Source organism: Variovorax sp. W2I14 (assembly GCF_050435205.1).
GTDB lineage: Bacteria > Pseudomonadota > Gammaproteobacteria > Burkholderiales > Burkholderiaceae_C > Variovorax > Variovorax paradoxus_C.
The window spans coordinates 299,623-321,858 of sequence record NZ_JBNDJX010000001.1 but is presented as its reverse complement, the minus strand read 5'-3'; the positions used below and the strand labels follow the sequence as shown (position 1 = coordinate 321,858).

Annotated in this window: 23 protein-coding genes; 8 read left to right on the top strand and 15 right to left on the bottom strand. The window is 67.2% G+C overall.

Annotation, left to right across the window (positions count from 1 at the left end):
- Positions 1-42 precede the first annotated feature (42 nt).
- The 10 genes from QF040_RS01540 to phnD are packed head-to-tail and all read right to left on the bottom strand — an operon-like array spanning position 43 to position 9,824.
- Complete coding sequence (locus QF040_RS01540) at positions 43-639, bottom strand: TetR/AcrR family transcriptional regulator (protein WP_307508634.1); 597 nt, start codon at positions 637-639, stop codon at positions 43-45.
- A gap of 51 nt (positions 640-690) precedes the next feature.
- Positions 691-1,677: a Bug family tripartite tricarboxylate transporter substrate binding protein gene (locus QF040_RS01535; protein ID WP_429609482.1), complete on the bottom strand. Its 987-nt coding sequence runs from the start codon at positions 1,675-1,677 to the stop codon at positions 691-693.
- A gap of 12 nt (positions 1,678-1,689) precedes the next feature.
- Positions 1,690-2,658, bottom strand: coding sequence for a Bug family tripartite tricarboxylate transporter substrate binding protein (locus tag QF040_RS01530; RefSeq protein ID WP_429609481.1), 969 nt, complete (start codon positions 2,656-2,658; stop codon positions 1,690-1,692).
- Between the two features lie 21 nt (positions 2,659-2,679).
- On the bottom strand, positions 2,680-3,426 hold the full coding sequence (locus tag QF040_RS01525; protein WP_429609479.1) for a DUF72 domain-containing protein: 747 nt from the start codon (positions 3,424-3,426) through the stop codon (positions 2,680-2,682).
- Positions 3,427-3,452: 26 nt separating this feature from the next.
- Positions 3,453-4,913 carry a phosphonoacetaldehyde dehydrogenase gene (phnY, locus tag QF040_RS01520; protein WP_429609478.1) on the bottom strand — a complete coding sequence of 487 codons (1,461 nt, stop codon included), beginning with the start codon at positions 4,911-4,913 and terminating at the stop codon, positions 3,453-3,455.
- Positions 4,910-6,013 (bottom strand): iron-containing alcohol dehydrogenase PsrA, encoded by a 1,104-nt coding sequence (gene psrA / locus QF040_RS01515; RefSeq protein WP_307508646.1) that lies wholly within the window; start codon positions 6,011-6,013, stop codon positions 4,910-4,912. Before psrA ends, phnY begins: the two co-directional genes overlap by 4 nt.
- Positions 6,014-6,023: 10 nt before the next feature.
- A complete protein-coding gene (gene phnA, locus QF040_RS01510; RefSeq protein ID WP_429609476.1) occupies positions 6,024-7,304 on the bottom strand; it encodes a phosphonoacetate hydrolase in 1,281 nt (426 codons plus the stop codon).
- Positions 7,301-8,122, bottom strand: coding sequence for a phosphonate ABC transporter, permease protein PhnE (phnE, locus tag QF040_RS01505; protein ID WP_306877477.1), 822 nt, complete (start codon positions 8,120-8,122; stop codon positions 7,301-7,303). The genes phnA and phnE overlap by 4 nt, the downstream gene beginning before the upstream one ends.
- Positions 8,119-8,964, bottom strand: a complete 846-nt coding sequence (gene phnC, locus QF040_RS01500) for a phosphonate ABC transporter ATP-binding protein (protein WP_429609474.1) — start codon at positions 8,962-8,964, stop codon at positions 8,119-8,121. The genes phnE and phnC overlap by 4 nt, the downstream gene beginning before the upstream one ends.
- Positions 8,961-9,824, bottom strand: a complete 864-nt coding sequence (gene phnD / locus QF040_RS01495) for a phosphonate ABC transporter substrate-binding protein (protein WP_307512749.1) — start codon at positions 9,822-9,824, stop codon at positions 8,961-8,963. Before phnD ends, phnC begins: the two co-directional genes overlap by 4 nt.
- A 252-nt stretch (positions 9,825-10,076) precedes the next feature.
- Between phnD and QF040_RS01490 the strand changes: the two genes are divergently transcribed.
- Positions 10,077-10,961, top strand: coding sequence for a LysR substrate-binding domain-containing protein (locus QF040_RS01490; RefSeq protein ID WP_429609473.1), 885 nt, complete (start codon positions 10,077-10,079; stop codon positions 10,959-10,961).
- Positions 10,962-10,973: 12 nt separating this feature from the next.
- Here QF040_RS01490 and xerD read toward each other — a convergent pair whose 3' ends face one another.
- Both xerD and QF040_RS01480 read right to left on the bottom strand, forming a co-directional pair.
- Positions 10,974-11,885, bottom strand: a complete 912-nt coding sequence (xerD, locus tag QF040_RS01485; protein WP_429609472.1) for a site-specific tyrosine recombinase XerD — start codon at positions 11,883-11,885, stop codon at positions 10,974-10,976.
- Positions 11,886-11,952: 67 nt separating this feature from the next.
- The gene (locus tag QF040_RS01480; protein ID WP_429609471.1) at positions 11,953-12,927 is read right to left on the bottom strand and encodes a tripartite tricarboxylate transporter substrate binding protein BugE; all 975 of its coding nucleotides are present in this window, start codon (positions 12,925-12,927) and stop codon (positions 11,953-11,955) included.
- A gap of 118 nt (positions 12,928-13,045) precedes the next feature.
- On the opposite strand from QF040_RS01480, the gene QF040_RS01475 reads away from it, so the two are divergent.
- Positions 13,046-13,963 (top strand): AEC family transporter, encoded by a 918-nt coding sequence (locus QF040_RS01475; RefSeq protein WP_429614595.1) that lies wholly within the window; start codon positions 13,046-13,048, stop codon positions 13,961-13,963.
- A gap of 1 nt (position 13,964) precedes the next feature.
- Here the strand turns inward: QF040_RS01475 and QF040_RS01470 are convergent, their stop codons facing one another.
- Both QF040_RS01470 and QF040_RS01465 read right to left on the bottom strand, forming a co-directional pair.
- Positions 13,965-14,714: a sulfite exporter TauE/SafE family protein gene (locus tag QF040_RS01470; RefSeq protein ID WP_429609470.1), complete on the bottom strand. Its 750-nt coding sequence runs from the start codon at positions 14,712-14,714 to the stop codon at positions 13,965-13,967.
- Positions 14,715-14,779: 65 nt separating this feature from the next.
- Entirely contained in the window at positions 14,780-16,030 is a 1,251-nt protein-coding gene (locus tag QF040_RS01465) for an MFS transporter (RefSeq protein WP_429609469.1), read from the bottom strand.
- Between the two features lie 89 nt (positions 16,031-16,119).
- Here QF040_RS01465 and QF040_RS01460 point away from each other — a divergent pair, with 89 nt between their 5' ends.
- The 4 genes from QF040_RS01460 (at position 16,120) to QF040_RS01445 (ending at position 19,314) form a co-directional block, all read left to right on the top strand.
- Positions 16,120-16,968 (top strand): AraC family transcriptional regulator, encoded by an 849-nt coding sequence (locus QF040_RS01460; RefSeq protein WP_013540574.1) that lies wholly within the window; start codon positions 16,120-16,122, stop codon positions 16,966-16,968.
- 81 nt (positions 16,969-17,049) lie between these two features.
- Positions 17,050-17,760: a phosphatase PAP2 family protein gene (locus tag QF040_RS01455; protein ID WP_307686135.1), complete on the top strand. Its 711-nt coding sequence runs from the start codon at positions 17,050-17,052 to the stop codon at positions 17,758-17,760.
- A gap of 100 nt (positions 17,761-17,860) precedes the next feature.
- Positions 17,861-18,103: an acyl carrier protein gene (locus QF040_RS01450; protein ID WP_013540572.1), complete on the top strand. Its 243-nt coding sequence runs from the start codon at positions 17,861-17,863 to the stop codon at positions 18,101-18,103.
- On the top strand, positions 18,100-19,314 hold the full coding sequence (locus QF040_RS01445) for a beta-ketoacyl-[acyl-carrier-protein] synthase family protein (protein ID WP_429609468.1): 1,215 nt from the start codon (positions 18,100-18,102) through the stop codon (positions 19,312-19,314). The genes QF040_RS01450 and QF040_RS01445 overlap by 4 nt, the downstream gene beginning before the upstream one ends.
- Here QF040_RS01445 and QF040_RS01440 read toward each other — a convergent pair whose 3' ends face one another.
- Entirely contained in the window at positions 19,315-20,220 is a 906-nt protein-coding gene (locus tag QF040_RS01440) for a LysR substrate-binding domain-containing protein (protein ID WP_429609466.1), read from the bottom strand.
- 130 nt (positions 20,221-20,350) lie between these two features.
- Here QF040_RS01440 and QF040_RS01435 point away from each other — a divergent pair, with 130 nt between their 5' ends.
- Both QF040_RS01435 and QF040_RS01430 read left to right on the top strand, forming a co-directional pair.
- Positions 20,351-21,703: a M20/M25/M40 family metallo-hydrolase gene (locus QF040_RS01435; RefSeq protein ID WP_429609464.1), complete on the top strand. Its 1,353-nt coding sequence runs from the start codon at positions 20,351-20,353 to the stop codon at positions 21,701-21,703.
- Between the two features lie 92 nt (positions 21,704-21,795).
- Complete coding sequence (locus tag QF040_RS01430) at positions 21,796-22,209, top strand: DUF2501 domain-containing protein (protein ID WP_429609462.1); 414 nt, start codon at positions 21,796-21,798, stop codon at positions 22,207-22,209.
- The last annotated feature ends 27 nt before the right edge of the window (positions 22,210-22,236 follow it).

Below are 22,236 nucleotides of genomic sequence, written 5' to 3'. Positions count from 1 at the left end.
AAATAGGCACGTCGATGCGTGCCTTGCGATGCCGCCCGGCCGTCAGCCGGGCAATGAACTCCTGAGTTGCGCGATGGCTTCGTCGAAGTCTTCGACACGCCCCGTCATGCGCGATGCGAGCAGCGCGCCCTGGCACACCGAGAACACATAACTGGCCTGCGCAGCAACTGAGGGAGCGCCCTTCTTCCGCGCCCCTGCCGGTGCCAGCGCGCCCAGCACGCCGGTGAGCCACAGCACCTGCGTGTGGCGCAGCTCCTGCACCGCCTGGCGCAGCTCTTCGTTGATGCAATCCCACCCTGGCGCCAGCGAGCCGGCGGGACACATGCCCGAGCCGGCCTTCAGCGTGTTGCGGTACATGCGGAAATACGAGTCGAGCGCGTCCTGGGGTTCGCGCTCGCGGGCCGCATCCCAATCCTTGAAGTACTGCGTGGCCTGCCGGATCACCGCGATGCCCAGCGCTTCCTTGGTCGGGAAGTGGTGGTACAGGCTCGCCTTGCGAATGCCGACCGCGTTGGCCACGTCCTGGAAGCTGAAGCCCAGGTACGAGCGGGTTTCGATAAGGCCGCGCGCCACGCCGAGGATCTGGTCCCGGGTGCTGCCGGCGGCAAGCGCGGCGGGGGTGGCGGTGGCGTCGTTCATCTACCTACTATAAGGTAGGGAAACTCCAAGCACAAGCCTCAGGGTCATTCCTCAATCCGCCTTGATGTTCGCGGCCTTCACGATGCGCCCGTTGCTCTCGAACTCCGAGGCGATCTCCTTGGCGAAGGCCGCGGCCGTGCCGCCGGTCGGCACGTTGTCGGTGGCCGTGAGCTTGGCGCGCAACTCGGGGCTCGCCAGCGCCTTGTTGATCTCGGCGTTGTATTTCGCGACCAGTGCGGGCGGCGTGGCGGCAGGTGCGAACACGCCGAACAGCGAGTTGATGTTCGCCGCGTTGTAGCCCAGCTCGCCCAGCGTGGGCACCTGCGGCAGGCTGTCGAGCCGGGCCGGAGCGCCCACGGCCAGCGGCCGCAGCTTGCCCGACTGGATGTGCGAGGTGAGCGTCGGGCTCGCGTTGGTCGAGAGGATCTCGAACTGCCCGCCCAGCGCATCGTTGAGCTGCTGGCCACCTCCCTTGTAGGGCACATGCGTGATGTCCACGCCCGTCGCCGCCCTCACCTGCTCCAGCACGATGTGCCCGAGCGACGCCGGCCCCGACGTGGCCCAGCGCACCGCGCCGGGCTGCGCCTTGGCATCGGCAATGAGTGCGCGGAAATCCTTCGCCTTGCTGGCCGGCGTGGCGATCAGCAGCACCGGCGAATACATCACGCTCGCCACCGGCGCGATGTCCTTCAGCGGATCGAAAGGCAGCTTGCCCAGGTGCGGGCTCAGCACCAGCGGGCTGATGGCCGAGAAGCCCAGGGTCGCGCCATCGGGCGCGGCCTTGGCCACGGCATCCATGCCGATGGCGCCGCTCGCGCCGGCGCGGTTGTCGACGACCACCGTGGTGCCCATCTGCGCGGCGAGCCTGTCGCCGAGCGCGCGTGCGACCACGTCGCTCACGCCGCCTGCGGGGTACGCCACGATGAGGCGGATGGTCTTGGGGATGGATGGGGCCTGTGCCTGCGCGCCGGCAGCGCAGAGCGCGGCCGGCGCGAGAAGAAGCCACGACGGCTTGAACTTGAAATGCATGTCTGTCATGAGGAGGAAAAATCAGTCGAGTTGCAGCTTGCGCTCGCGGATGAGCTTGGACCACTTCTCATTGTCCGACTTGACGAAGGCCGCGAACTCGGCCGGGCCGAGCGAATGCACCTCGGCACCCGCGGTCGCGAACTTGGCCTTGATCTCGGGCTGCGCCAACGCGCGGGCCAGCTCGTTCGACAGCCGCTCGACCACGTCCTTTGGCATGTTGGCCGGCCCCACCAGCCCCTGGAAGCCCACCGACTCCATGCCCGCCAGGCCCAGTTCCTTCACCGTCGGCACGTCGGGCAATTGCGGATCGCGCACCGGCCCGGTCACGGCCAGCGCCTTGAGCTTGCCGCCCTTCACCTGCGGCAGCAGCACGCTGCCCGCGTCGATGAGGATCTGCGTCTGCCCGCCGAGCAAATCCTGCACCGCGGGCGCGCTGCCCTTGTAGGGCACATGGGTCATGTCCAGGCCCGTCACCTGGTTCATCAGCTCGCCGTTCAGGTGGGTCGAGGTGCCGTTGCCGCCCGAGGCGAAATTGACCTTGCCCGGCTGCCCCTTGGCCCAGGCGACGAACTCCTTGAGGTTCTTCGCGGGGTGGTCGGGCCGCGTCACCGCGATGTAGCTGCCCTGGCTGATCTGCCCGATGTAGGTGAACTGCTTGATGGGGTCGTACGGCGGCTTGCTCTGCAGGTACGGCGCGATCGCGAAGGGGCCGGTGTTGGCCAAGAGCAGCGTGTAGCCGTCGGCCGGCTGGCGCGTGAGCTCGGTGGCCGCGATCATGCCGCTCGCGCCGGGCTTGTAGTCGACCACCACCTGCTGCTTGAGCGCCTCCTGCAGCGGCACCTGCACCGTGCGCGCCGCGAAGTCGATGCCGCCGCCGGGCGGGTAGCCGACGATCAGGCGGATGGGCTTGGCGGTGGGAAAGCCTTGCGCCGCAGCGAGCCCGGCGGCGGCAGCCAGCGCAACGCCGGCGCAAAGTCTGTTGAGTTTCATGTGCATGTCTCCTCGAATGAATCAGCGATTTTGTAGCAGCCGCGCCAAGGTCATCGCGTTGCCGACCGCTGCGCCGCCCGCCGTGTTGTCGAGGATGCACCAGCACGCGGCGCCCTCCTCGCGCGCGCGCTGCAGGCGCGATGCGAGCCGCTCCAGCAGCGCATCGTCGTAGGCCGACCAGTAGCGGCGCGGCGACCCGTGCAGCCGCAGGTAGACGAGCCCCGGCCATCCGCCGGGCGCCGCCGCTTCGTCGAACAGCACCGGATCGGCCAGCACGCGACCGACCTCGAAGCGCGACAGCAGCGACTCGGCCACCGGCACGAACCAGCTGCGATGCCTCGGCTCCAGAGCCACGGGACCGGCGTGCCTTTGCCGCACATCGGCGAGAAACTGACGAACCACGGCAGCATCGAACGCGAGGCTCGGCGGCAGTTGCACGACCAGGCAACCAAGCCTGTCGCCCAGCCCCACGACCTGCGACAGAAATTCATCAAAGGCCGGCATCGCGCCAACCAGCCGCTGCTCGTGCGTGACGGTCTTCGGCAACTTGACCGCGAAGCGAAATCCGTTGGGCGTGCTCGCGGCCCAGCGCTCGTAGGTCTCGCGCTTGTGAGGCCGATAGAACGAGGTATCGATCTCCACCGCATCGAAGCGCTGCGCATAGCGCTCGAGGTGCGAACCCTCGGCGGGAAACGCCGGCCACAGGTCGCGCGGCAGGCTCCAGCCCGCGCACCCGATGCGCGGCATTCCGGGAATGATCTGCGTCATCCCCGCATCGTAAGCAAGGCGCTCGCTCAGCCCCAGGGCATCGTGAAGGTCTTGCCGTTGGTGAACGACTTGATCGCCTCCTGCACCCCTTCCTTGTAGCCCAGCCCCGAGTCCTTGATGCCGCCGAAGGGCGTGAGCTCGATGCGGTAGCCCGGCACCTCCCACACGTTCACCGTGCCCACCTTCAGCTCGTTGGCGAAGCGGGTCGCGTAGTCCATGCGGTCGGTGCAGATGCCCGACGAGAGACCGTAGGCCGTGCCGTTCGAGATGGCGATCGCCTCGTCGATGCTGCCGAAGCGGATGATCGGCGAGACGGGGCCGAAGGTCTCCTCGCGCACCACCGTCATCTCGGGGCGCACGTTGTCCAGCACGGTCGGCGAATAGAGCGCGCCCTCGCGCCGGTTGCCCACGAGCAGCCGCGCACCCAATGCCACCGCCTCGTCCACCAGCAATTCGAAGCGGCGGGCCGCGGCCTCGTCGATCACCGTGCCCATGTCGTTGTTGGCATCTGCGGGGTCGCCATATTTCCAGCGCCTGGTCTTCTCGACCACGCGCTGGGTGAATTCGCTCGCCACATCCTTGTGCACCAGCATCCGCTTCATCGCCGTGCAGCGCTGGCCCGAATTCTTGTACGAGCCCTGCACCGCGAGGTCGGAGGCGCGGTCGAGATCCGCGTCTTCCATCACGATCAGCGGATCGTTGCCGCCCAGTTCCAGCACGATGCGCCGATAGCCGGCCTTCGCCGCGATGTACTTGCCGATGGCCACGCCGCCGGTGAAGGTGACCAAGTCCACCTGCGCGTTCGTGATGAGTTCGTCGGCAATCTCGCGCGGGTCGCCCGTCACCACCTGGAACATCTCGGGCGGCAAGCCGGCCTCGTAGAGGATGTCGGCCAGGTAGAAGGCCGAGAGCGGCACCTTCTCCGAAGGCTTGAGCACCATGCGGTTGTTGGTCGCGATGCTCGGCACCACCTTGTGCGCGACCTGGTTCATCGGATGGTTGAACGGCGTGATCGCGGTGATCACGCCCAGCAGCGGCTCGCGCAGCGTGATGACCTTGCGCTTCTTGCCGTGCGCCGTGAGGTCGCACGAGAACACCTGTCCGTCGTCGCGCAACGCCTCGGTGGCGCCGAAGGTCAGCACATCGGCGACGCGGCCGATTTCGTACAGCGCGTCTTTCATGCACAGGCCCGATTCCATCGTGATGATCGCGGCCCCTTCGTCGGCGCGTGCGCGCAGCAATGCGCAGGCCCGCTGCAGGATGCTGGCCCGCTCGTAGCGCGACAGGGTCGAGCGATACGCATGGCCGATGCGGAAGGCCTCGCGCACATCGTTCACCGAAGCGAGCGGCACGGTGCCCACGCGCTCGTTGGTGTAGGGGTTGAACACATCGAGCGTGCGCTCGCGCCGCACGCGCTCGCCGCCGATGCGCAGGGACTCGGCGCGAAACGCTGCGCTGTCACGGTGGGGTGTCGAAACAGTCGTCATGCCTGGTTCTCCGCAAGGTCGTTGCCGATGAAGTTCTTGCCGCGCGCACCGCCCTGGGCATGCAGCAGCATCTCGCGGGCTTCGTCGTCGCCCACGCCGTAATCGGCGAAGCGCGTCTTCACGCCCAGCGATTCGATGAAGGCCGCCAGTTGCTGCGGCGCCTCCGCGAGCGGCATGCCGAGGGCTTCGCGCAGCACCGCGTCGCGGTCGGCACGCCGGCCGATCGCACGCTCCAGCACCATCGGCAGCAGGAACGAACAGGCGATGCCGTGCGGCAGGCCGTAGCGCAGCGTCATCTCGTAGGAGATGGAATGCGCGAGCGCCGTCTTGGTGTTGGAAAACGCCATGCCGGCCTTGAGCGCCGCGAGCGCCATGCGGCCTCGCAGTTCAACGTTGTCGAGCTGGCCCATCAGCTGCGGCAGCACCTCCAATGTGTCGCGCACGGCCGAGACAGCGAAGGTGTCGGACAGCGGATTCGCATTGACGTTCCAGATGGCCTCGAGCGCATGCGACAGCGCATCGAGCCCGCTCTGCAGCGTGACGGCCGCGGGCAAGGACAGCATCAGCTCCGGATCGACCACCGCATAGCGCGGCCAGGTCTCGGGCAGGTGCAGCGAATACTTCTTCTGCCGCTCGCGGTCCCACACCGTGGCCCAGGGCGTGACCTCGCTGCCGGTGCCTGCAGTCGTGGGCACGGCGATCAGCATCTTGCTGCGTGTGGGCACGAACGGCCGCTCGCCGGCAAGGCCTGCGACGAGATCGGAAAAGCTCGCCGCATCGTTCGCCACCATGAGCGCCTTCGCGGTGTCGATGGCGCTGCCGCCGCCGACCGCGATGAGCACTTCCACATCCGCATGCTCGCGCCAGAACCACTCGTAGAGACTCGCGAGTTCAGCGACATCGGGGTTGGGCCGCGTCTGATCGATGGTGCAGGCCAACGCGCCCTGCAGCACCGACTCCAGCCGGCCCAGCAGGCCGATGGCACGGGCCTCCGGAAAGGTCACCAGCGCGGCACGGCGGCCGTCGAGCAGTTTCGGCAGGGACGACAGGGCCCCTGCCCCGTACACGCTCTGTACGGGGTTGTGGTAATTGGCGCTCATGGGTTTCTCGTCAGGTGGCGGCAGGTGCCGCGTGGGCCGCAGGGATCGCGTGATTCAGTGCGAGGTCGAAGATGTCGAAGTTGCGCAATCGCCGCTTCGGATCGACGCCCTGCAGTTGCCGGTTGAACAGCAGCGGCACCTTCTGCTCGGACAGCCCGCCGTGAGAACGCAGCGGCACCGTGAGGCCGCTCAGGTCGTGCTCCGAGGCACGCGTGCCGATCACGGCGAGATGGTCGGACACCACCACGAGATCGCCGATGCGGTCGGGTGGCAACTCGAAGCGTTGAGCCGCTTCGTCGCGCGTGAGTACCTGTTCGATGCCATCCGTTCCGCGCAGCGCTTCGATCAGCGCGGGCACATCGACACCCGCTTCGAGGTACACGGTCGCAAAGGAACCGAGCGCGCCGTGATGCACCACGTACGGATCGGTGATCGGCAGGATCACCCGGCCGAGCCCCGCGCCCAGGCGCTCATCGAGCACCTCCTGCAGGAACACGATGCGCGGATTGCCGGCCGCATCGGTCTTCGGGCTCATGCCGTGGTCGGCGGTGAGCGCGATGGTCGCGCCCAGCGCGTCGAGTTGCGCGAGGTAGCCGTCCATCATCGCGTAGAAGTCGTTGGCGCCGGCGGTGCCGGGCGCGCACTTGTGCTGCACGTAGTCGGTGGTCGAGAGGTACATGAGGTCGGGCCGCTCGGTCTCCATCAGCTTCACGCCGGCCGCGAACACGAACTCGCTCAGGTCGGCGCTGTAGACCGAGGGCATGGGCTTGCCGACCAGCGCCAGCACATCGTCGATGCCGCCGTTGGCGCGCGTCGCCTGGTCGGCCTTCTCGGCCGAGAAGCAGATGCCTTCCATGCGGTGGCCCAGGAGCGTGCGCAGCTTGTCCTTGGCCGTGATCACCGCGACCTTCGCGCCGGCCTTGGAGAACACCGCCAGCAGCGTCTCGGCGCGCAGGTAGGCGGGGTCGTTCATCATCACTTCCTTGCCCTGGGCGGTGTCGAGGAAATAGTTGCCGCAGATGCCGTGCACCGAGGGCGGCGCACCAGTCACGATCGAGAGGTTGTTCGGGTTCGTGAAGCTGGGCACCACGCAGTCGCCCACCAGCGAGGTGCCCGAACTTCCCGCCGCCAGCATCTTCTTCATGAATGGCGCGACGCCGGCCTGGATCGCCTGCGTGATGTAGTCGGGCTCGCAGCCATCGACGCACACCACGACGACGGGCTGCGAAGGCGACCTGTAGGCGCGGCCGTTCACCGAGACATCCGGAAGGGTCGGCTTGCTGCTTGTCATTGATGCGCTCCTTGTTGAATCCATGCGCGCAACTTGGTCGACAGGTAGTCGGCCGTCATCACCATGACGACGATCACCAGGATGCAGGTCGCGGTGTCCTGGTACTGGAAGAGCTTCATGCTCCCCACCAGTTCGAAGCCGATGCCGCCCGCGCCCACCATGCCCAGCACCGTGGCCTGGCGCAGGTTGGTCTCGAAGCGGTAGACGATGACGCCGATCCACGCGGTCACCACCTGCGGGATCACGCCGAAGATGATGGTCTGTATCGGCCCGGCACCGGTGGCGCGCAATGCCTCGAGCGGACCCTGGTCGATCTCTTCAATCGATTCGGCGAAGAACTTGCCGAGCATGCCCGCGCCGTGCAGCGCGAGGGCCAGCACGCCGGGGAACGGCCCCAGGCCCACGGCAGCCACGAAGATCAGCGCAAGGATGATCTCGTTGATGCCGCGCGTGATGTTCAGCACCTGCCGCATCGCATGGAACACCGCGAGGTTCGGCGAGATGTTGCGCGCCGCGAAGAAGCACAGCGGCACCGCAAGAATCACCGACAGCAGCGTGCCCCAGAGCGCGATCTGCACCGTCTCGATGGCCGGCTTCACCAGCCGCTGCATGAACTCCCAGTTGGGCGGCAGCATGCGGCCGAGGAAGTCGGCGATCCACGGCATGCCCTTGGCCAGTTCGCTGAAGCTCACCTGGCTGCCGATGGCGGCCCACCACATCACGCCCAGCGCAGCCAGGCCGACGAGGGCGTACTTCCACCAGCCCGGGTTGCCGCCGCTCTTGGCGACCAGCAGGTTGTAGCGTCCGATGGCGATCATGATTGCTCCAGGGCGAGTTGCTGGGCGGGACGCACCGCGGCCACGGGAGCGGCCACGGGAGCGGCTGCGGGCGATGCGGCGGGTGCGGTCGGCTCGATCGGGCCGTCTTCCAGGCCACCCGGGTAGATGCGTTGCAGCACCTCTTCGGTCAGTTCGTCGGGCCGGCCTTCGAACACCACGCGGCCGCCCGCGACACCGATCACGCGCTGCGCGAATTCACGCGCGTAGTCCACCTGGTGCAGGTTGCAGATGACGGTGATGCCCGCCTCGCTGCTGGCTTGCTTCAGGTAGTTGAGCACCTTGCGCGAGGTCTTCGGATCGAGGCTGGCCACGGGTTCGTCGGCCAGAATCACCTTGGGCTGCTGCGCCAGCGCACGGGCGATGCCCACGCGCTGCTTCTGGCCGCCAGAGAGCGTGTCGGTGCGCAGGTCCGACTTGTGGTCGAGCTCCACGCGGCGCAGGCATTCGCGGGCAATCGCGATGTCCTTCGCGGGGAAGATCTGGAACCACGAAGCGATGGCCGGCATCGAGCCGAGCCGCCCGGTCAACACGTTCTTCAGCACCGACAGCCGAGGCACCACGTTGTAGTGCTGGAAGATCATCGCGACGTCGCGGCGCACCTTGCGGAGGCCCGCACGGTCACCGCGCGAGCGCTCGCCATCGACATGGATCTCGCCCTCGCTCGGCTCGGCCAGGTGGTTGATGCAGCGAAGCAAGGTGGACTTGCCCGCGCCCGATGCGCCGAGGATGACGACGAACTCGCCCTTGCCCACCGTGAGGTCGACGCGGTGGAGCGCGGTGAAGTCGCCATAGCGCTTGCAGAGGCCGCGGATCTCGATCATTTCATCTTCCTCAGGTCGAGGTTCAGCACCTTGGCCGTGTCGCGGATGATGTTGTAGGCCGCGTCGTTGGTCGGGTGGAAACCGTTGAGCTCGCCCTGGTCGGACCAGGGAATGTTCTTCACCTGCAGGAAGGCGGCCTGCACGCGCGTCTTGAGGTCGGCGGGCAAGTCCTTGCGCCAGACGGTGGGCGACTCGGGAATCGGGTCCGACTTCCACACTTCGACCAGGTCTTCGCGCTTGACGAGGCCCTTGGAAACCGCGGCATCGAGGATGCGGTCGGCGATCGCCGCGGCGTCCACCTTCTTGTTCTGCACCGCGATCGCGCTCGAGTCGTGCGAGCCCGAGAAGATCACGCGGCCGAAGTCCTTGTCGGTGTTGAAGCCCAGCTTCATCAGCCCCGCCTTCGGGAACAGATGGCCCGACGTGGAACTCGGATCGACGAACGCGAAGGTCTTGCCCTTCAGGTCGGCCACCGTCTTGATGCCGGTGTCCTTGTGCGTGACGATCTGGCTGTAATAGAAGGTGCGTCCGGCCTTCTTGGTTTCGGCGACGGCGAAGGCCTCGATGTCGGCGACGGTGGCACCCAGCACATACGAGAACGGGCCGAGGTAGGCCACGTCGAGACGCTTGGAACGCAGCGCTTCGATCACGCCGTTGTAGTCGGCCGCCACGAAGGGCTTGACCGCGAATCCCAGGGCCTTGGACAGCATGTCCATCATGGCCTGGCTGTTGGCGATCATGGCGCGCGAATCCTCGGATGGGATCAGCCCGACAGTGAGAACCTGCTGTGCCCGTGCCATCGGCACGAAGGCGGACGCTGTGACGGCGGCAGTGCCGAACAGCAACTTTCTGCGCTTCATCATGGTTGTCTCCAGTGGTCTGTGTTGCATGAATTCCTCCTGGTGTTTTCGAAGGGCAAAAGCGCCCGTTCCGAGTCTTCCAGTGCTTCGTGTCGTGGTCATGACATCGAGAGGATTTCGGGACGTCCGGCGTATTTCTGTCGCTGCCTGGTCCGTCTTGAAGCGGAGTAAATCACCGAGGCTCGTATCGAACAAATTCAAATTTTTTCGATGATCTATATACTGAATCTATAGATTCAAAGGGTCTTCCCCATGCGCCTCACACAGCTGCGCTCCTTCTATGCCGTGGCCCGCGAGGGCAGCTTCACCAAGGCCGCCGAACACCTGCATGTGAGCCAGCCCACCATCACCACGCAGGTGCGGTTTCTCGAAGAGGCCTATCAGGTCGAGCTCTTTCACCGGCGCGGCCGGCGCGTGCAGCTCACCGAAATCGGCGAGCAGCTGATGCAGCTCGCGCAGCAGATCTTCAGCCTCGAAGGCGATGCGGTCGCGCTGCTCGGCGATGCCGGCACGCTGCGCACCGGCCACCTGCGCGTGGCGGCGGTGGGGCCGTACCACGTGACGAAGATGCTGGTCGACTTCAGCCTGCGCTACCCCGGCGTGAAGGTCACCGTGAGCACTGGCAATTCGCAGGACGTGCTCGACAGCCTCGTGGACTACAGCGCCGATGTCGGCGTGCTCGCGCAGATGGTGCGCGACGACCGGTTCCTGTCGGTACCTTTCAGCCAGCATCCGGTCGTGATGTTCGTGCCTGCCACGCACCGCTTCGCGCGTCGGCGCAACATCCGACTTGCGGAGTTGCAGGGCGAGCGGCTCATCATGCGGGAGCAAGGATCGACCACGCGCAAGGCGCTCGAACTCGCGCTCGCCAAGGCGAAGGTCGAGGTCGATGTGGTGATGGAGATCAGCAGCCGCGAGGTGATTCGCGAAGCCGTGTCGCAGGGCCTGGGCATCGCGGCGGTGTCGAGCGTGGAGTTCGTGCCGAGCCCCGACCTGCGCATGGTGGGCTTCAGCGACACCGAGATCTTCACGTACGCGCACGTGCTGTGCCTCGCGGAGCGGCGCGAGATGCGCATGGTCAGCGCGTTCTTCGACACGCTGGTGCCCGCCATCGAGGCGCGCAAGCGCAAGGCCTGAACGGTCGCGGATTCAACCGCGCGGATGGTGCGCCGCGTGCAGTTGCTTCAGGCGCTCGCGCGCCACGTGCGTGTAGATGGTGGTCGTTGATATGTCGGCATGGCCGAGCAGCAGTTGCACTGCGCGCAGGTCCACACCGTGGTTCAAGAGGTGCGTGGCGAAGGCATGCCGCAGCGTGTGCGGCGACAGCGGCACATGGATGCCGGCGGCCGCGGCCTGCTTCTTCACGATGATCCAGAACATCACGCGCGTCATGCCAGCGCCGCGTGCGGTCACGAAGAGGTCGGGGGTCTGCTGTCCATCGAGGATGACCGGGCGCGACTCCTCGAGGTAGCGCTCGATCCAGCGCCGCGCCTCGCCGCCGAAGGGCACGAGCCGCTCCTTGCTGCCCTTGCCGAGCACGCGCAGCACGCCGTCGTTGAGGCTCATGTCGATGACCTTGAGCGCCACCAACTCGCTCACGCGCAGGCCGCTGGCATACATCAGCTCGAGCATCGCGCGGTCGCGCAGGCCCAGCGGCGTCTCGACGTCGGGCGCGCCCAGCAGGTCGTCGACCTGTTTCTCCGACAGCGTCTTGATCGCACGCGGCATCTGCCGTGCGGGCGCGAGCCGGATCGTCGGGTCCGCCGTGATGCGGCGCTCGCGCAGCGCCCATCGGTAGTAGCGCTTGAACACCGTGAGCCGCCGGTTGGCCGAGGTGGCCTTGCCCTTGGTCGAGAGGCGCACGCCCATGTAGGCCTGCACGTCGGACTCTTGTGCGGTGTCGAGCGCGACGCCGCTGCGCTGCTTGCGCAGCCATTGCGAGAACAGCGCAAGGTCGCGGCGGTAGGCGGCCAGCGTGTTCTTCGAGAGCCCGTCCTCGAGCCAGAGGGCGTCGATGAACTCGTCGATTTCGGGGGTGGGTGCTGCGGCGGCCTCGGTCATGCGGTGCAAGATAACAAAAGAAAAAGCCGCCCTGAATGCGGGGCGGCTTTTGCGGGGTGAAGGCCGATCAGTCGAGCTTCAGGTTCTGCTTCTTCACGACCTGCTTGTACACCTCGTACTCGGCCTTGATCTGCGCTGCGAACTGCTCGGGCGTGTTGGCCACGATCAGCGAGCCGGTGTCCTCGATGCGCTTCTTCACCGCAGGATCTTCCACCGCCTTCTTCACGCCCGCGGCGACCTTGTCGATCACGTCCTTCGGTAGGCCCTTGGGGCCGAGGATGCCGTAGTAGGCCATGCGGTTCACTGGCTCCAGGCCGACTTCCTTGAAGGTCGGCACGTTCGGCAGGGCGGCCAGACGCTGGGGCGCCGAGACCACGATCGGGATCAGCCGGCCGCTGGTGATGAAGGGCATCGCCGAGGGGATGTTGTCGAACATGATCGGCACCTGGCCGGCCACCACGTCGTTCAGCGCCGGGCCCGCGCCGCGGTACGGGATGTGCGTGACGAAGGTGCCGGTGAGGCTCTTGTAGAGCTCCATCAGCAGGTGGCCGATGCCGCCCGTGCCCGACGAGGCGTACGAATACTTGCCGGGGTTCTTCTTCAACTCGGCCACGAACTCGGCGTAGTTCTTCGCCGGGAAGCTCGGGTTCACCGCAATGATGTTCGGCGTGGCCGCGATGTTGGTGATCGGCGTGAAGTCGTTGATCGGGTCGTACGGCACCTTGGGGTTGATGGCCGGATTGGCGGCCGTGCTCGACACGGTGGCCACGCCGAGCTTGTAGCCATCGGGCGTGGCGCGTGCGGTTTCGGCCGCGCCGACGATGCCGCCGCCACCGGCGCGGTTGATCACCACCACCGGCTGGCCCAGGATCTTGCCCAGCGGATCGGAAATGACGCGCGCCACGATGTCCGTCGTGCCGCCCGGAGCGAACGGCACGCTCAGTTCGACCGGCTTGTTGGGATAGCCCTGCGCAAAGCTCTGGCCCGCGACTGCGGCCAGGGCGACTGCCCCCATCAGGGCGCTCCATTGACGACGTTGCATCGAATAACTCCTTGAATTGACTGGCTTTGACTGACGGATGTCGAAAAAAGCGAAGCCCGGATGCTAGCGGCTCCGGCGCCGGCCTCGTGCTCTGGATTACCCATGGTCCGTGCGGTTTATGCTCGAAACGGTGAACTACGCGCAACTGCTTTTCCCCGACTTCTCCCTCATCGCCATCGGCTGGCTCCTGTGCCGCTACACCGCGCTCGATCGCCGCGTGTGGGACCAGGTCGAGAGCCTCGTCTACTACTTTCTTTTTCCGGTGCTGCTGTTCCATTCGATCGTGCGCAGCCCGCTCGACTTCGGCGCCACCTCGAGCCTGCTGACGGCGGGCGTCGGCGTCGGTCTCTGCGGCATCGCGCTGGCCTACGCCCTGCCCTTCGTGCCCGGGCTCGGTTCGCACATCGACCGGCGTGACCATGCGGCGAGCGCGCAGGTCGCGTTCCGCTTCAACTCCTTCATCTGCCTCGCGCTGGCCGACCGGCTCGCGGGCCCCGAGGGCCTCTTGCTCATCGCGGTGCTGATCGGCGTGTGCGTACCGATGTTCAACATCGCCGCCGTGTGGCCGATGACGCGGCATGCGCAGACCGGCTTCGTGCGGCAACTGGTGCGCAATCCGCTGATCGTGGCCACGGTGGCCGGGCTGCTGGCGAACCTGCTGGGGTTCACGGTGCCGACCTGGCTCACGCCGACGCTCACGCGCATCGGCGCAGCCTCGCTCGCGCTGGGCCTCCTGGCCGCCGGCGCGGGAATGCAGTTCGCGACGCTGGGGCGCGGCAAGGTGCTCGCGGTGTCGGTGCTGGCGATACGGCACCTGATCCTTCCTCTGGTGGCGTGGGGGCTGGCGCGCGCGCTGCGGCTCGATGGCGTGCAGGCATCGGTGCTGATGGCGTTTTCGGCGGTGCCGACCGCTTCGAGCGCCTATGTGCTCGCGGCGCGCATGGGCTACAACGGGCCGTATGTGGCGGGGCTGGTGACGCTGTCGACGGTGCTGGGGGTGGCGAGCCTGCCGTTTGCGCTGGCGTTGCCGAGATAGCTCAGCGCTGCAACAACGCTGGCATCGCCGACGCCAGCATCGCAACGCCCGATGCCGTTAGCAACCCCAGTACGAGCTTGCGAAACGCGGTCTCGCTGATCCCGATATAAAGCCGCGCCCCAAGCAACACCGGCACCGCGACGGCCAGCGCCACGAGCCCCAGCAGCGGCACCATCGACGCCACGATGCTCCCGCTGAACAGGTGGATCGCAAACGCCACCAGCAGCATCGACAGGTTGAAGTTCTGGATCACCGCGCGCTGCGTGTCGCGTTGAAAGCCGCGCAGCGTGCACCAGAGCGTCGGGATCGTCCCGGAGAAGCCGCCGATGCCCGCCATCGCGCCGCCGATGGTGCCGACGATGCCATCCGCCATGCGGCCACCGAAGGTGATCTTGGGCAGGTGCTGCGACATCAGCATCGCCGGGCACCACAGCACCAGCAGCGTGCCCAGGCAGACCTTGAAGACCACGAGATCCAGATGCGGCAGCAGCCAGACGCCGAACGGCACGCCGACCAGGCCGCCGAGCACGAACGGCCACAGCAAGGACTTGTCGAAAGCTCGCCGCACCGTGATGGCCGCGATCACCTGCCCGGTCAACGCACCGAACAGCGCGAGCACCGCGGCGAGTTGCGGCTCCAGCGTCCAGGCCCAGACCGACATCGCGACCAGCCCGAACGCAAAGCCCGAGAGGCCCTGCACGAATCCCGCCAGCACGGCGCCGGCGATCACATAGACATACAAGGCTTGCATGCGGCCGATGATAGAAGCCGCCGCACTGCGCCCGCCTCAGCGCGCGGGCGCTGGAGATATTGCTATCAGGCCGAAGCCGGCACCAGCGCCGTGCGGCGCACCCGAGTGACGTTGAACGCGCTCGCGATCAGCACGCCTTGCACCAGCGCCAGTCCGACGATCACGCTCGTGTACTGGCCATGGTCCATCAGGCGGCCGAACACCAGCGGCGCAAGCGCCTGGCCGATGTCGAGCCCTGCGTACACCACGCCGTAGACGCGGCCCGTGGCGTTGGGCGGCGTCGAGCGCTTGACCAGCAGATCGCGCGACGGGCCGGCCACGCCCGAGACGAAACCCATCGCGCCGAACAGCACCGGCACGAGGATCGGCGGGAACTGCGCGAAGGCCAGCACCAGCGCGAGTGCCGCCGCGATGCCGAAGCCCGCGCCCACGATGCGCTCGCAGCGCGACGGGTCGGAGGCAAGGAAGCCGCCCACCACCATGCCGGCCGCGCTCGCCACCATGTAGACCGTGAGGCACACGGCCACCAGCGCCACCGGCACCGCGTGCAGGTGGCCCGCGGCCACTGGCGCGAAGGTCTGCACCACGCTGATCACCGCGGCATAGAAGAAGAAGAAACCGAAGCACATCCACACGGCCGGGATGCGCAGGAAATCGAACTCGCCGCCGATAGGCGCCGGCTCGCCCTGCCCCGTCGCCTTGTGCACGGCCGCGACGTCGAGCGACAGCACGCTGCGGTAGACCCACAGCACCAGCAGCACCAAGATGGCCAGCACGCCGGCCGATGCCAGCGCCACGCGCCACGAGAACGCAATGGCGATCGGCACGACGAAGGCCGGCGCGAGCGCCCAGCCCAGGCTGCCGGTGATGCCGTGCACGCTGTACGCATGGCCCAGCCGCGTGGGCGCGACCTTGCGGTTGAAGAGCGTGTAGTCGACCGGGTGGAACACGCCGTTGCCGATGCCGCCGACCACTGCGCACACCAGCAGCATCCAGTAGCTCTGCGCCATCGCATAGCCGAAGGCGGCGAGGCCGAGCGCGCCGAGGCCGACGAAAAGCACCGGGCGCGGGCCCAGCTTGTCGACGATAAAGCCAGAGGCCGCCTGCACGATGCACGAGACCACGAAGAACACCGTGAGCACCGCGCCCAGTTCGGTGTAGCTCACGTTGAAGGCGTCCTTGAGCCATGGGAACAGCGGCGCCAGGATGAGCTGGCTGAAGTGGCTGATCGCGTGGGCCAGGCCGACGAGGCCGATGAGCTTCGCGTCGGTGCGCAAGGAGGTCGCTGGGGAGGTGGTGGTCGCGTGGGAAGACATGGATTGCTACAAAAAACCGGGGCAGGCACCGATGCTATGCCCGCGGGGCGCGGCAGAATGGCGATACAGCGACAACATTTGTCGAAACTATGCCACGCACCGCTTCCGCCTCCTTTCCCGCTCCGGTCACCAGCGTTGCCTCGCTCACGCCGCACCTCTTCGCACCCGACGCGGTGCGCCCGCTGCGCGCCAAGGAACACTTCCTGAGCGCCGACACCTTCGTCGAACTGCACCAGCATCCGTGGCCGCAGCTGACCTTCTCCACCCGCGGCGTGATCCGCCTGAGCACCGAGGACGGCAGCTACATCGTGCCGCCCTCGCGCGCGCTCTGGGTGCCGGCGAACATGCCGCACAGCATCATGCTCATCGAAGACGCGGAGCTGCGCACCATCTACCTGCACGCCTGGCTCGCGCCCTCGTGGGAGAAATGCGAGGTGCTCGAGATCAGCCCGCTGATGCGCGCCCTGATGCTCGCGCTGGACACCACGCCCGACGGCATGCCGCCGGCCGATCCGCAGGCACCGCAGCGCGAACGCATGATCGCGCCGCTCCTGGTCGACGAGATCGAGCGCGCCACGCAGATCCGCATCGACGTGCCGCTGCCCACCGACAAGCGCCTGCGCCAGCTGTGCGAGGCGCTGCTGCGCAACCCGGCCGACCGCTCCACGCTGGCCGAGCGCGCGGCCACCATCGGCGCGAGCGAGCGCACGGTGGCGCGGCTTTTTCGGGATCAGCTCGGCATGAGCTGGCAGCAATGGCGCCAGCAGGCGGTGATGGCGCATGCGCTGCCGCTGCTCGCGCGCGGCATGGCGGTGAGCCAGGTGGCGGCGGCCAGCGGCTATGCCACCGACAGCGCGTTCTGCGCGATGTTCAAGGCGGCGACGGGGCGCTCGCCCACTTCGTTCCAGCACAAGAAGCGATCCGCCGCGACCGCTTGAGCCTTTGAAATGCAAGGGCGTCACGACGCTCTGGCAAGATCGGCGAGCCCCAAGAACCACGGACCTTCCATCGATTCGCACATGGCATCGCCTCCCCGACCGCAGACCTGGACCGCCGACATCGGCCTGCGCATTCGCCGCCTTTTCCTGCTGAAGGCGGTCGGGACCACGGCCTTCACCTGGCTGTTCTTCATCGGCTACTTCCACCTGCTGCGCAATCCCTCCTACCCGGTCGCGGTGATGCCGCTCACCGCGCTGGACCATCTGATTCCTTTCCAGCCCTACACGCTGGGCGCGTACCTCTCGCTCTGGGTCTATGTGGGCATCGCGCCGGGGCTGCAGCTCACCTTTCGCGAACTGGTGGTCTACGGGCTGTGGATCGGCGGGCTGTGCCTCACCGGCCTGGGCCTCTTCTATTTCTGGCCGACCCAGATACCGCCGCTGACCATCGACGTCTCGGGCTATCCCGGGTTCGCGATGCTGCAGGGCGTGGATGCTGCCGGCAACGCCTGCCCGTCGATGCACGTGGCGGTCGCGATCTTCACGGCCCTGTGGATCGAGCATTTGCTGCGGCAGGCGCGCACGCCCATCGTGCTGCGCCTCATCAACTGGACCTGGTTCGCGGCCATCGCCTATTCGACGCTGGCGGTCAAGCAACACGTGGTGCTGGACGTGGTGGCCGGCGCGCTGCTCGGCATGGCGTTTGCATTTCCTTCGCTGTACTGGCGGCCGGGCAAGCGTTTGCGAGGGGATTCCCCTCTGGTTGGAGCGGATATCATTGGCCATCACTGACCAACACAGGCCGAGCGAGGAAGGGATCGACCCCATGGCACACCCCGCAAGGGTTGCCATCGATCGATCAACGGCGGCACAAGACGACAGGCATCGCACGATGAGTTCGCTGAAGGAATTGCAGGACCTGATTCACGAGAAGTACGGCATCGAACCGTCCAAGCTCGACCCCAACGCCTCGATGCGCGAAACCGGCGGTCTCGATTCGCTGGCGCTGGCTGAATTCCTCTTTGCCATCGAAGACCACTTCGGCATCACCATGCCCGACGAGGACGCAAGCATCGACACCCTGGCCGAGCTCGCGCAACTGGTCGACAAGGTCCGGGCCGCGAAGCCAGCGTGAACCGCCACGAGGTTGCCGTCACCGGGCTGGGCGTCATGGCGCCCCATGGCGACGAGCCCGGCGCGCTGTTCGAGGCGCTGCTGCAGGCCCGATCGGCCATCCAGCCCGTTTTTCCTGAACTGCCCAAGCCGGCCGCCGCCGCCACGGTGGCTTTCGACGAGACGCGCTGGTTCACCAAGCTGCAGCTCGCCGGCGTCGACCGAGTCAGCCAGCTCGCGGTGGCCGCGGCCGATCTCGCGCTGCGCGATGCGAATCTGCCCCTGGCCGATGCCGACCTCGAACGCGTCGGCGTCTACGCCGGCTGCGGCATGGGCGGCGCGGCGGCGCTCGAAGCGGCTTATCGCGGCAACGGGCGCGTGTCGCCGCTCACCATTCCGGCCTTCATGCCCAACGCGCCTGCGGCCCACGTGGCGATGCGCAATGGCGTGCTCGGCCCGGTGCTCACCTATTCCGTCGCCTGTGCCTCGTCGTCGGTGGCCATCGCCGAGGCAGCCAAGGCAATCCAGCGCGGCGAGGTCGACATCGCCATTGCCGGCGGCAGCGAAGCGCTGATCGTGCCGGGCGTGGTGCTGGCCTGGCAGGCGATGCAGACGCTGGCCACCTTCCAGCCCGGCGAAGCAGCGGGCGCGGTGCGGCCGTTCGCGAGCGACCGCAGCGGCTTCGCGCTCGGCGAAGGCGCGGCCTTCCTGGTGCTCGAATCCGCGGAGCGCGCACGCAATCGTGGTGCCCGCAGCTACGCCACGCTGGCCGGCTGGGGCCTGAGCAGCGATGCCACCCACCTCACCAAGCCCGACGCACCCGGCCAGGCACGCGCATTGCGCCAGGCGCTGCGGCAAGCCGGCTTGCAACCACGCGACGTGGGCTACTGCAATGCGCACGGCACGGCCACGCGCATCGGCGACGTGGTCGAGCGCAATGCGCTGGCAGAAGTGTGGGGCGGCGATTTCGACGGTCTGCGCGTGAGCTCGACCAAGGCGCTGCACGGCCACATGCTCGGCGCGGCGGGGGCCATCGAGGCGCTGATCACGGTGCTCGCGCTGCATCGCCGCCAACTGCCGCCCAACGCGAACTGCCGCGAGATCGATCCGGCCTGCCGCATGAATCTCGTGATGCAGGACGACAGCGCCGCACCGGCGCTCGAAGCGGCGATGAGCAATTCCTTCGCCTTCGGCGGCACGAACTCGGTGCTGCTTTTCCGCCGCGCTGGCTAGCTAAGCCGGCGGCTGCGACGCGGCCCCCGCCTCGCAGAGCCATTCGACGAACGCCTCCGCCAGCGGATCGGCCGTGCGGTTTGGCGCCATGAACACGCTGTAGCCGCGGCTCGACGGCGCCCGGTGCGCACATGCGAGCTGCAGCTCGCCCGAACGCAGTTCGCGCTCGACGTAGTACAGCGGCACCAGCCCCACGCCAAGATCGGCCCGCACCGCGGCGACCAGCGAAGAGAAGAGATCGAAGCGGTGTCCGGTCACCAGGTTGTCGGGCGGTTGCGCGTGCGGCGTCTGCGCGAACCATTCTTCCCACGCGCCCATGCCCGTGCGCAACTGGAGCAGCGGCGCGACGCGAAAGTCGCCGCGCGCCATCGCGGCCCGGCCCTTCGCGCGCGGGGAACACACGGCCACGCAGAACTCGCCCATCAGCGGCCGCGCATCGGCGCCGGGCCACACCGCGTCGTCGTACTGCACGCCCACGTCGAACGGCATGTCGGCCATATAGAAATCGGTCGGGAACACCTGCAGATGCAGGCTGCAGCCCGGATTCCGTGCAATGAACTGCGGCAGCAGCGGCGTGAGCCAACCCTCCGCCAGCACAGGCACCGCGCCGACGATCAGCCTGAGGCCGTCGACGCGCTGCGCCATCGCTTCGAGCGTGTGGCTCTGCAGCCGCATCAGGTCGCCCGCGATCTGCCCGTGGTAGCGGCGCCCTGCGTCGGTGAGCTCGGTGCCGCGCGCGGTGCGCTGCACCAGTCGCACGCCGATCTGCGATTCGAGCAGCCGCAGTTGCTGGCTCACCGCGCTGTGCGTGAGGCACAGCTCCTCGGCCGCCTTGCCGACGCCGTGATGGCGGGCCACCGCATCGAAGATCAAGAGCGCTCGGGTGCTCGGAATATGGCGGCGCATGGCGGTGCTCGTAAGAAAAACTGACAAGGCCGAAGATTAAACCAGAGCAGGCGGCTCACTTGCCCCTAAGAATGCTGACGGCGCCGCGCCGGCGGCGCCCCTCTTTCACCTTCAGGGACCACCCACCGCCATGCCTCGCTCCGCGTCTTTCCGCCTTGCCCCGATCGTCCTCGCCCTGGCCTGTGCCACGGGCATCGCCCAGGCACAGAACACTGCCGTCGCGGCCACGTCCGCACAGGTCCGGCCCGAGATCGACAAGGCCTACACGCAGCTGATGGCAGCGCCCGCAATCCAGAAGCTGCTCGATGCGGTGAAGGCCGACCACGAGCGCTCGGTCGAAGACCTGAAGATGCTCACCGAAATCGAAGCGCCTCCGTTCAAGGAGCAGAAGCGCGCCGAAGCCTTCCTCGCGCGCATGAAGGCGCTGGGCCTGAGCGACGCGAAGATCGACGCGGAAGGCAACGTCGTCGGCCTGCGCAAGGGCACGGGCAACGGACCGAAGCTGCTGATCTCCGCGCACCTCGACACCGTGTTCCCCGCCGGCACCGACGTGAAGGTGAAAGAGCGCGACGGCAAGCTCTATGCACCCGGCATCTCCGACGACACGCGCGGCCTCGCTGTGCTGCTCTCGTGGCTCAAGGTGCTCAACGACAACAAGATCCAGACCGTGGGCGACCTCCTGATCGTCGGCAACGTCGGCGAAGAAGAGCTGGGCAACCTGCGCGGCATCAAGGCAATCTTTCGCGACCACCTGGACATCGACGGCATGGTCGGCCTCGAACCGGCGCCCGACGGCGCGGTGGTGATGCTGGGCACGGCCAGCCATTGCTACGAAGTCACCTTCAAGGGCCCGGGCGGCCACAGCTTCGTTGCGTTCGGGCAAGTGCCGAGCGCGATCCACGGCATGGGCCGCGCGATCGCGAAGATCTCCGAAGTCCGCACGCCGACGTTCCCGAAGACCACGTTCACCGTCGGCACCGTGGGCGGCGGCACCTCGGTGAACACCATCGCGCCGGACGCACGCATGGCCATCGACATCCGCTCCGACGAAATGGCACCGCTGCTGGAGACCGAGAAGAAGATCCTCGCGGCCATCGACGAAGCGGTCGAGGAAGAGAACAAGCGCTGGAACGTGACCACGCTGAGCGCGAGCCGCAAGCTGATCGGCGACCGGCCCGGCGGCCGCACGCAGTCCGACACGGTGATCGTCGAGGCCGCCACGCGCGCGAACAGCGCCTTCGGCCACAAGACCCTGCTGAGGGGCGCGAGCACCGACGCCAACGTGCCGATGTCGCTGGGCATCCCGGCCATCATCATCGGCGCCGGCGGCAAGACGGGCGGCTTGCACGCGCTGTCGGAATGGATCGACGTGACCGATGGCTGGAAGGGCGCGCAGAACTCGCTCGTGACGGTGCTGGGCCTGGTCGGGGTTCAGGGCACCAGCGAGCCCCTGCTGGAAAAGCGCGCGCCCCGCAAGAACTAGCGCGAGCCCCCGGGGCCATGCCCCCGGTAACACCGGGGACTCTCCGGTATGCTGGCGGGCGCTTCTCCCCTTTGCTTTCCAAGGAGACCACCATGCATGCCCGCTCCACACTCATTGCCCTGGCCCTGCTCGCCGCAGGCGCCTCGGCAGAGGCCAACGACCTGCTCGACCAGCTGAAGGAAAAGGCCGGCGCCGCCGCCGGCTCCCAAGGCAGCAACCTCGGCTTCAAGATGCCCGCCATCGGCTCCAGCACCATCGGCAGCGCTGCCGGCGTGCTGCAGTACTGCGTGAAGAACAACTACCTCGGCGGCGACGCGGCCTCGGTGAAAGACAAGCTCCTTGCCAAGATCACCGGCCAGAAGCAGCAGGAGAAGAACTTCGAAAGCGGCGCGAAAGGTTTGCTGAAAGGCGGCGACGGCAAGACGCTCAACATGAAGATCCTGTCGTCGAAGGTGAAGGAAAAAGCCTGCGACTACGTCCTGAAGAACGCCACCTCGCTGATCTGATACCGCTCCCCGCATTGCCCCCGCGCG